At 60.7% G+C, this 8,031-nt stretch carries 7 protein-coding genes; 1 reads left to right on the forward strand and 6 read right to left on the reverse strand.

Going from position 1 to position 8,031, the window contains the following annotated elements; genetic code table 11:
* The 5 genes from FE811_RS24645 to FE811_RS24665 form a co-directional block, all read right to left on the reverse strand.
* Positions 1–1,725, reverse strand: a 1,725-nt coding sequence (locus tag FE811_RS24645; RefSeq protein WP_140849157.1) for a ParB/RepB/Spo0J family partition protein, incomplete at its 3' end; no start/stop codon positions are given.
* 127 nt (positions 1,726–1,852) lie between these two features.
* Positions 1,853–2,965: a helix-turn-helix domain-containing protein gene (locus tag FE811_RS24650; protein ID WP_140849159.1), complete on the reverse strand. Its 1,113-nt coding sequence runs from the start codon at positions 2,963–2,965 to the stop codon at positions 1,853–1,855.
* A 203-nt stretch (positions 2,966–3,168) separates the two neighbouring features.
* Positions 3,169–4,098, reverse strand: coding sequence for a ParB/RepB/Spo0J family partition protein (locus FE811_RS24655; RefSeq protein ID WP_140849162.1), 930 nt, complete (start codon positions 4,096–4,098; stop codon positions 3,169–3,171).
* Positions 4,088–5,233: a plasmid partitioning protein RepA gene (gene repA, locus FE811_RS24660; protein WP_181180961.1), complete on the reverse strand. Its 1,146-nt coding sequence runs from the start codon at positions 5,231–5,233 to the stop codon at positions 4,088–4,090. Before repA ends, FE811_RS24655 begins: the two co-directional genes overlap by 11 nt.
* Positions 5,234–5,526: 293 nt before the next feature.
* Positions 5,527–6,411 (reverse strand): recombinase family protein, encoded by an 885-nt coding sequence (locus FE811_RS24665; protein WP_140849166.1) that lies wholly within the window; start codon positions 6,409–6,411, stop codon positions 5,527–5,529.
* A 226-nt stretch (positions 6,412–6,637) separates the two neighbouring features.
* Here FE811_RS24665 and FE811_RS24670 point away from each other — a divergent pair, with 226 nt between their 5' ends.
* Positions 6,638–7,705, forward strand: a complete 1,068-nt coding sequence (locus tag FE811_RS24670; protein ID WP_062564073.1) for a hypothetical protein — start codon at positions 6,638–6,640, stop codon at positions 7,703–7,705.
* A gap of 91 nt (positions 7,706–7,796) precedes the next feature.
* Here the strand turns inward: FE811_RS24670 and FE811_RS24675 are convergent, their stop codons facing one another.
* Positions 7,797–7,982 (reverse strand): hypothetical protein, encoded by a 186-nt coding sequence (locus tag FE811_RS24675; RefSeq protein WP_255469843.1) that lies wholly within the window; start codon positions 7,980–7,982, stop codon positions 7,797–7,799.
* Positions 7,983–8,031 lie beyond the last annotated feature (49 nt).

Below are 8,031 nucleotides of genomic sequence, written 5' to 3' on the forward strand. Positions count from 1 at the left end.
GATCCCGAAGCTGAGGCAATGCGCCAGAAGCGCCAGACGGCTGCCGTGGTTGAGGACCGTCAGATAATCCCAGAGCGCGGCATCGTCGCCGAGGGGCAGATCGGCCCCCCAAGCGGCATGACGTTCGTCGACGAGCTTCGCCACGACGCTGTCCTTCAGATTGGGCGCCTGAGCGGACATGTAGACATGGCGCACGGAGGCCTCGAGACAGCTGCCCGAAGCAGAGGAGGTGCGGAAGGTATCCGTCACCAGCTTCAGAAGCAGGAGCGTCAGCGCCACGTCCGGCGACCGCCCGATGGCCTCACGCAGCGCGAGGGTCCGGTGGGCCGTCAGTTCCATGACCAGCCGCTCGGGCAACGGCTTCAGCGCACCGTCATCTTCCTCATCAGACGCATCCGCGCCGATCGGCTGACCACGCGAAGTGATGACGGTGCCCCCGGCGAAGGTCGCCGATGGTTTCCAGTTGGAAAAACCGACATCACCCCCCTGCCCCGTGACGTCCGCGCCATCACCATCCTGGACCGCGGTCTCCTCGCGCGGCTCGTCCTCGGGCCGGACATAGCCACGATAGACCGCGAGGCTGCCATCCCGATCCAGCGTGACGAAGACGCCCGCGCGCCCGATCTCGGCGGGGTCGTAGATCAGAGGCCGTTGCCCGAGCGCTTCCATCGTGATCTCGAGCTGACCAAGGCGCGCATCGACCTCCTCGGGGTATTCGTCCTGACCGGAGTATTCCTCCTCCAGCCCACGATACTCGGCGAGGAGCGCCGCGTGGGCAGCACTTTCCTCGTCAGACATAGGCGCGGGATCACCGGCCAGACGTCGCAGACCGTGACTGTAGCCATAGGGCAGGTCAGTCGCGACTTCGATCCACTTCCAGCCCTCGGAAACCAGCGCTTCGGTCTCAGCTTGAAGCTTCGCGGCCACCAGCTGGTCCAGAAGGGCAGGGTCCTCGAGCCAACCACCATCATCGCCCTGAAACAGATCGCGCAGGACGACGCCACCTGCCGCCTCATAGGCATCGACACCGACGAAGACCGCGCGACGATCCGAGGCCCGGACTGAAGTTTCCGTGAGCATGCGCCGGATGGAATAGGGCTCCTTGTTCCAGGAGTTCTTCACTGCATCCCAGACCTGCACTTGACGCCCGGGGTCGGGGTTCACCGTGAACGCAATCAGCTGTTCGAGCGTCATGCCATCCTCGGCATAGACTTCGAGAAGGGCAGGGGCCACGGAGGCGAGCTTCAGGCGCTGCTTCACGATCTGCGGCGTGACGAAGAAGGCAGCCGCAATCGCTTCCTCGCCCTGACCCTTTTCGCGCAGTGCCTGGAAAGCTCGGAACTGGTCGAGCGGATGCAAGGCCACGCGCTGCATGTTCTCGGCCAGCGAGTCGTCCTCGGCCAGGATCTCCGACGCAGCATCTCGCACGATGCAGGGGATCGGCGCGGTCTTGGCCAACCGCTTCTGCTTCACCAGCAGCGACAGCGCCTGGAAACGACGACCCCCGGCCGGGATCTCGAACGTGCCGGTCTCGACACCATCAGCATCGACCACGGGCCGCACGTTCAGGCTCTGCAGGAGCCCGCGCCGCGCGATGTCCTCGGCCAGTTCCTCGACCGAGACGCCAGCCTTGATGCGCCGCACATTGGACTGGCTCAGGATGAGCTTGTTGAAGGGGATGTCCCGCGATGGGGACAGGACGATGTTCTGGGCCGCTTTTGTCATCAGATCTTCTCCACGACGGGCGCCGGAAGCCACTCTTCCGATCTCACTTCCCGTCACCCATCAAACCCCCAACCTTTCCCTCTCTTCGGCGTTCTTGACCGCGGTCAAGAAGTCCAAGCTGCTTGTTCTATGCGCCCAGGATCGTTTCAAAGTATGCCTCGGGCTGCCTGATCGTTTCTCCTTTTCCCAACAGGTAATCTAAGATCACTAGAAGCCGTCCAGCGCCGGTTTTCTGGAGGCCACGCATCAGCTTTTCCTGGCGTATTCTAAGCAATCGCCCGATATCGAAGAGAACACGGTTGAGGGCTTCTCCTGTTCGAGGTGGGTCTGGAAAGAAGTCAGAGACATGTGTGAAGTCTGTCCATGACATTTTTGCAGGGTCTCGGTTCATGGAAGGCCCCGCACTGTTTTGGTCAGCGCCGGTCTGCTTTGCCTGCTCGTCTTTCTTAAAAGATTCTTTTTTTATGGACTCTATCTGCCGGTCATTTTGTCCGTTTCTGGCGGACATTTCGCGCATGCTAGCATCGCTGTGGGCTTGGTCGTGTGCAGGGACTTCGTCTATGGGCACGCTTGAACTCTCGCACTCTCCGTAGCTCTGCGCGGCCTTGGCTCCGAGTTCGCGGAGATCAGCGATGATCTGCAAGATTGCATCAACCGTGAGGGTTGCTCGTCGAAGGATGTTCCTGATCGTTCCGAGTGAGGACAATCGCGCTTCGTCGAGGCGCTGGTCCTGAAGGAGGGATGCGCGCAGTGCTAGTGCTTCTGCCCTGAGGGAGCGAAGGCGTTCACGCTTCTCCGCAACCTTCAACGCTTCGGCCGCCAGTGCGTCGTGGTTCTGTATCAGTGGGTTCAAGTCGATCCCAAACGCGTCCCGGATGATGCCGCCATACCTCAGGGGGAAGCGTTTGCCGTTTGCCGAGTTCTTCCGGTCGATGAGGCCGGCTGCGTCAAGACGGCCCAAGCAGCGACGTAGGGTCCTCTCATCGACGCCGTTTGCGCGCTCAGACAAGGAGGCGTTGGAGGGGAACACAACGGTAAGTTTGGGTGGGGTCTCACCATTTGTGGTTTGTCGATCACGGGGAAGAAAGCTGATCAGGGCGGTCAAGACTGTGATGTCGTTGCTCGTCAGGCCAAGTTCTTTCCGCAGGGCGCGTACCGGTCCCAGAAGTTCGTAGATAGTAGGGCAGGCAATAGCTCTCGGTTCCGCCATGGCGGTTCGTGTTTGGGTTACATGTCTCATGGTGTTTCGGAAGAAAAAGCTTCCCCGGTCACCGCCAGCGGTGTTGAACTCGATTCGTTTTGAGGGTATCAATCAGGTGTCGAGACTGATTGAGGCCCTTCGGAAGCACCGCTTTCGGGGGGTCTTTCCTTTTCTAGCCGGTCCTCCTTTCGTTTTCTGCTCGTTGCTCTTGATGTCTTGACCGCGGTCAAGACACGGGGTCGTCACTCTGGGCCATCTTGACCGCGGTCAAGAAGCTCGCTGATCAGCTTCCGGATGGCGTCTTCAACGCGCGGGGCAAGGTCAGGGTCCACATCGATGGTGATGCGATTGCCTTTGCGGCCGATCTTCACGCGCTCACCTTGCTCAACCTTGGGTGTAGTTGCCTTGGTGGCCGTAAGCAGCGTAACCGCTGCGTCAAGTCGGTCTGGGCCTGGCAAGTTGCGGGGGATTTCACGGGCAACTTCTCTGGCTCTCGCGACGTCCTTCTCGCACAGCCTGAAAAGCTTCTCCCAGACTCGCCGACCAACGCCGTGTGCAGGTCCGATAGCTTGGATCAGCTCCATCGGAATGCCGGTTGCGATACGGTTCATCCGCGAGACGAGCGACTCGTCGATCTGAAGTGCCCGATAGGCGATGGTCTGTGCGTTCTTGCGTGTCTCGTCAGTTTTACCAAGTTCCCGAATGATCCCAGCGACGAACAGGGCCCTCTCGATAAACGAGGGGTCTTGGCGGGCATTGTTTTCCACGCCTTGAGCGATCAGAGCTTCCTCTTCGGTCATCTCCATGACCGTCGCACGCACCTTCTGACCAAGCTCACGACAGGCGAGAAGACGGCGGCGCCCATAGACGATCTCAAGTGCTCCGTCCTGGGTTCGGCGGACAAGAATGGGAACCTTTTGCCCATGTTCCCGGATTGAGGAGACAAGTTCTTCTAGGCCATCGCTCGGATCGATACGGTCCATGACCGCGGACATCCGCACGGTGCTCGGGTCAATCAGGCGCGTGGCGTGTTTGTCTTCTTCGAGCACAGATGCCTGCGCACGAGCGACTGTCGGGCTCGTGCGCTTCAGATCGAGATCCGCACCTTCGTCCGGCGTTGCGGTATTGCCCATCGCGTTCTTGAGTGAGTCCCCGAAGACCTTACGCGCCATGGCTACGCCCCCACGCCTTGAGGATTTCGCGTTCGACTTCGTCGGTCACGCGCGAAACGGACTCGATCGCACGCTCGTAGGTTCTGCGGTTCACGTCGCGAGGTTCGACCTCAAAGATGCTCTGCTGGGTGTTTGCGGCATCACCTACCGCTGTCGACTTCAGGAACTCGGCAGGGAGGACCGCATCGCCAAGGACCGTCCGAAGCAGAGACGAGATCTGGACCTGTGGACCGTCGGTGTTCTCGTAGCGGGTGATCAGCACCCGCACGAAGTTCAGGCCGTGCTCGGGAGCATGCGCCTCGACGACGCCCATCAGGTTGCTCGCCATGCCGAGAAAGCTTGCCAGAGACATGACGTCAAGCATGGATGCGTTGAGCGGGATCAGGACCCCAGTGGAAGCAAAGAGGGCGGAGATCACCGAGAAGTTCAGCTGCGGCGGCGTGTCGAAGATCACCACATCATATCGGTTCAAGACAGGCTCAAGCGCTTCACGGATCCGACTGTGGAACGTGGTGGCACCGTGTCTGAAGCTCAAAGCGACCTCAAACTCGTACTCCATGATGTCCATGGATGCCGGAATCAGATCCACTGTCGGGAAGTTCGTTTTTCGAATGATATCTGAGGCGGGCAGGGGCCCCTCGGATCGGATCAGATCGTAGGAGGTCGGCATGTCCGGATCGAGTTCAGGGGTAACCCCGAACAGGTTTGTCAGACTTGCCTGGCTGTCGAGGTCGATAAGTAGGACCCGATAGCCGCGCAGGCCCAGAAGCTGACCAACATGAGCAACGGTCGATGTTTTCGCGCTGCCGCCCTTCAGGTTGAAGATCGTCACGACCTGGCACGGTTCGCCGGCTCTTCTGTGAGGGTGCTCATCGGGCTTGATCCTACCCGTCTCAAGAAGGACGCGTTGGGCTTCGACCATGTCCTCGGCAGAGAAGCTGCGGCGGTTGCCACCCTCGAGCAGGCCTTCCGGAAAACCTTCGAGATTTGACACATGATGGCGGAAGGTGTTCTGGTTGATCCGAAGCAGATCGGCTGCTTCCCGCATCGCGAAGCGACGGAGACCCTTCTGGGCATCCGGTGGGAACGTCTCCTGCGCATGTTCACGCAACCGGCTACCGAGCCGCTTGGACATTACATCGAATCTTTGGGAGGCCCGTATCCCGCTCATCACTGCCCTCAAGTCTTTATTGTTTTGTAGACCTTAACAGTTTTGATGAGCAAATCCAGTCCAAACCGTTGAGCGGCCTAGGGGCGTTGAGACGGCGAATTTCTGACGAGAAAAAACCTTGAAGTATCAGCGTCTTGGGCAACCTTGTTCGCAGAGCACTTCAACAGTTCGTAGCCCGCGATGTCGTGGCCACAACATGTATTGTCGACGCCTACGTAACGCAGATCTTCAGAATCGTGCGACCGATTCCCGCGACTTCACTCTAGCAGCCCCAGCCTCTCGGCACGCTCTAGCAGCATCTTCACGGATGACGGCTGCCAGCTTGTCCGCCCGCGGGGCGTGCGCTCGCGCATCGCCTCCAGCCGGGAGCAGATCGCCTGAAGCGTGATGTCGGGGTCCGCGCCCTTGATGGCGGCGACGATGGCGGGCAGGCGGTCGTCGGTCTCGCGGCGGTCGGCGCGGGCGAGCACACTCTCGGGCAGAAAGCCGTCGCGGACGTAGGCGCTAACGGCGCGCAAAAGCCGGCTTTGCGTCCATTGGCGCTCGCGGGGCAGGGGGCCGTTGACGATGCGCACCACGTCTTCCCAGGCCAAGTTGGGGCGCAGGCGACGGACATGGGGAACCCAGTCCTGCGCCGTCTCATTCAGCCGCTCCATGTAGCCGTCCTGCCGGGCCAGCCTCACCTTGCGCAGCGCCGCCGGATCCCGCGCGCGCAGGCCCGGATTGCCGCCAACCCGGCCTTTAGTCTTTGCACTGGCTAGCCCGGCTTTGGTGCGTTCGCGGATCAGGGCCCGCTCGAACTCGGCCGCAGCACCCAGAACCTGCAGGGTGAACTTGCCCTGCGGCGAGGACGTGTCGATCGGGTCCATGAGCGATCGGAAGAAGGCGCCTCTGGCTTCCAGCCGTTCGATCACCTCGAGGAGGTGCGACAGCGACCGCGCCAGACGGTCGATGCGCACGACAACCAGCGTGTCGCCCTTGCTAATCCGCTCGAGCACGCGGGCCAGCACGGGCCGCGCGCGGTTCCCTCCCGATGCTTGCTCTTCATGGATCTCTGCGCAGCCCGCGGATTTCAGGGCCTGCGACTGGGGCAGGGGGGTCTGATCCTCGGTCGAGACGCGCGCATAGCCGATCAGGGGCATCAAAACAGGCCGTTTGCAATTTCATATACTACTAATAAACGACCGTTTGTAAACGAATGCAAGTAGGTGCTCTCTCGTCGTGCTCGTCCAAAATCCCTTGGTTTCCTTGCGCTGAGCGCGATCTGAGAGATTTCACCGGCAGTCGCGCGCGCATACAATATAAAGAGCGAAGGCAACCGCCTCAGAATCACTTGGGTAATGTGCAAAAGAACAGTATTTTGCACATATGAAGACCCAAGCATCCACTTTTACTGATAACTTCAATGATCCCCTCATCACCATCGAGGAGGATGAAGCCACTCACGAAGAGGATCTCTGGTTTCTGCCGGGACCACTCGAAGAAGAACCGGATAATTTGCCTCTCGGGCCACGGACAGAACCGCCCGACACTGCTGTCATAGAAGATTGGGCAAAGGCAGAAGGCGTTCACGCTGCGCGACTCGCACGGGTTGCTGGACGCCTGGGTGCTCTGGATGACCGGCTGCTGCGTGGCCCGGAAGGCTGGCGGCATCGCCTCGCTCTTATCGAGGCAGCGGACCTTAGCTGGTTCGCAGGGGATCGGGTGAGTTCTGATCGTCTGGCGCTTTGGATATCGATGCGGCTGTCAGGTGCACAGGATGACCCAAATGCTCTGGCAAGAGTTGGATGGGCTGTTCGGCGCCTGACAGGCGGTCCCGGTCCGAAGGCTGACTTGGCCGCCTTCCTGGATCGCCGCGATCCCGAGAACATTGAAGACAGCGCTGAACGTTTCGAAGATCGCGCGGGCGGATGGTTGGACGTAATGGCTGCAGCAGCCGATCTCCACCCGATCACGCGTGCTTGCATGGGCTTTCATCTCTGGAGCCTGGCTGGCCTCGGACAGCGCGGCGACCAGATGGAAGCCGCCGTCACCGCGTCCAGGATCGCGGCCAGCGACGGAAGCGGCGCCGTCTTCGCACCGCTCGCCATGGGCGGGGCAGGGGGGCTGCGTGTTAGTGGTCCCCCGGTCGAGCGCCTCGCTCGTTGGCTTGAGGGAATGGCGACGTCGTGCCTGACTGCGATGCGGCACCTAGATGACATCGAGTCTTGGTTTGTGCGGGCAGAAACCGAAATGTCGCCGCTCTCGGGTAAGACCCCTCCGGCGCTGCTCGCCACACTTACGGAATGGCCACTCGTTTCTGCGCCAATGGCCGAGGCCATTACAGGCGCCAGTCGAACTGCCGTTCAGCGCAACCTTGCTTGGATGGAAGCGCGAGGGCTAATCCGTGAGGTAACGAGACAAGGGCGCTATCGGTTGTGGTGCACCGCGAACTGAATGCTGCTGATGGGCTTTCCGAATTCCTTGACGCACTTCTGTCCTCCATAGACCTATGCCCAGAAGGTGAGATGATCGGCAATCTCTGCAGCTATGCGCTGAAACGGCGCAGCCGCTTGTCGATCTCAGCCACGGGCAGGAAGACAGCATCATCCGCGCGCCAGACCTGCAGCGCGGAGATGAGAAGCTCGACTTCGCAGACACCGGCCGCGTGCAGTTCGTCAATGATCCAGAGTACGCCATGAACGCGCACGGCGCGGGCGGTGGCCACTGTCAATCGGCGTTGAATGGTGCCCCCCTATCGGCGTCCATGTTTGGATGCCCCC

This window comes from Paracoccus sp. FO-3 (genome assembly GCF_006386455.1).
Lineage (GTDB): Bacteria > Pseudomonadota > Alphaproteobacteria > Rhodobacterales > Rhodobacteraceae > Paracoccus > Paracoccus versutus.

Coding starts and splice junctions, on each gene's coding strand:
- FE811_RS24650 (WP_140849159.1), bottom strand. CDS start 2,965: ATGAGACATGTAACCCAAACACGAACCGCCATGGCGGAACCGAGAGCT.
- FE811_RS24655 (WP_140849162.1), bottom strand. CDS start 4,098: ATGGCGCGTAAGGTCTTCGGGGACTCACTCAAGAACGCGATGGGCAAT.
- repA (WP_181180961.1), bottom strand. CDS start 5,233: ATGTCCAAGCGGCTCGGTAGCCGGTTGCGTGAACATGCGCAGGAGACG.
- FE811_RS24665 (WP_140849166.1), bottom strand. CDS start 6,411: ATGCCCCTGATCGGCTATGCGCGCGTCTCGACCGAGGATCAGACCCCC.
- FE811_RS24670 (WP_062564073.1), top strand. CDS start 6,638: ATGAAGACCCAAGCATCCACTTTTACTGATAACTTCAATGATCCCCTC.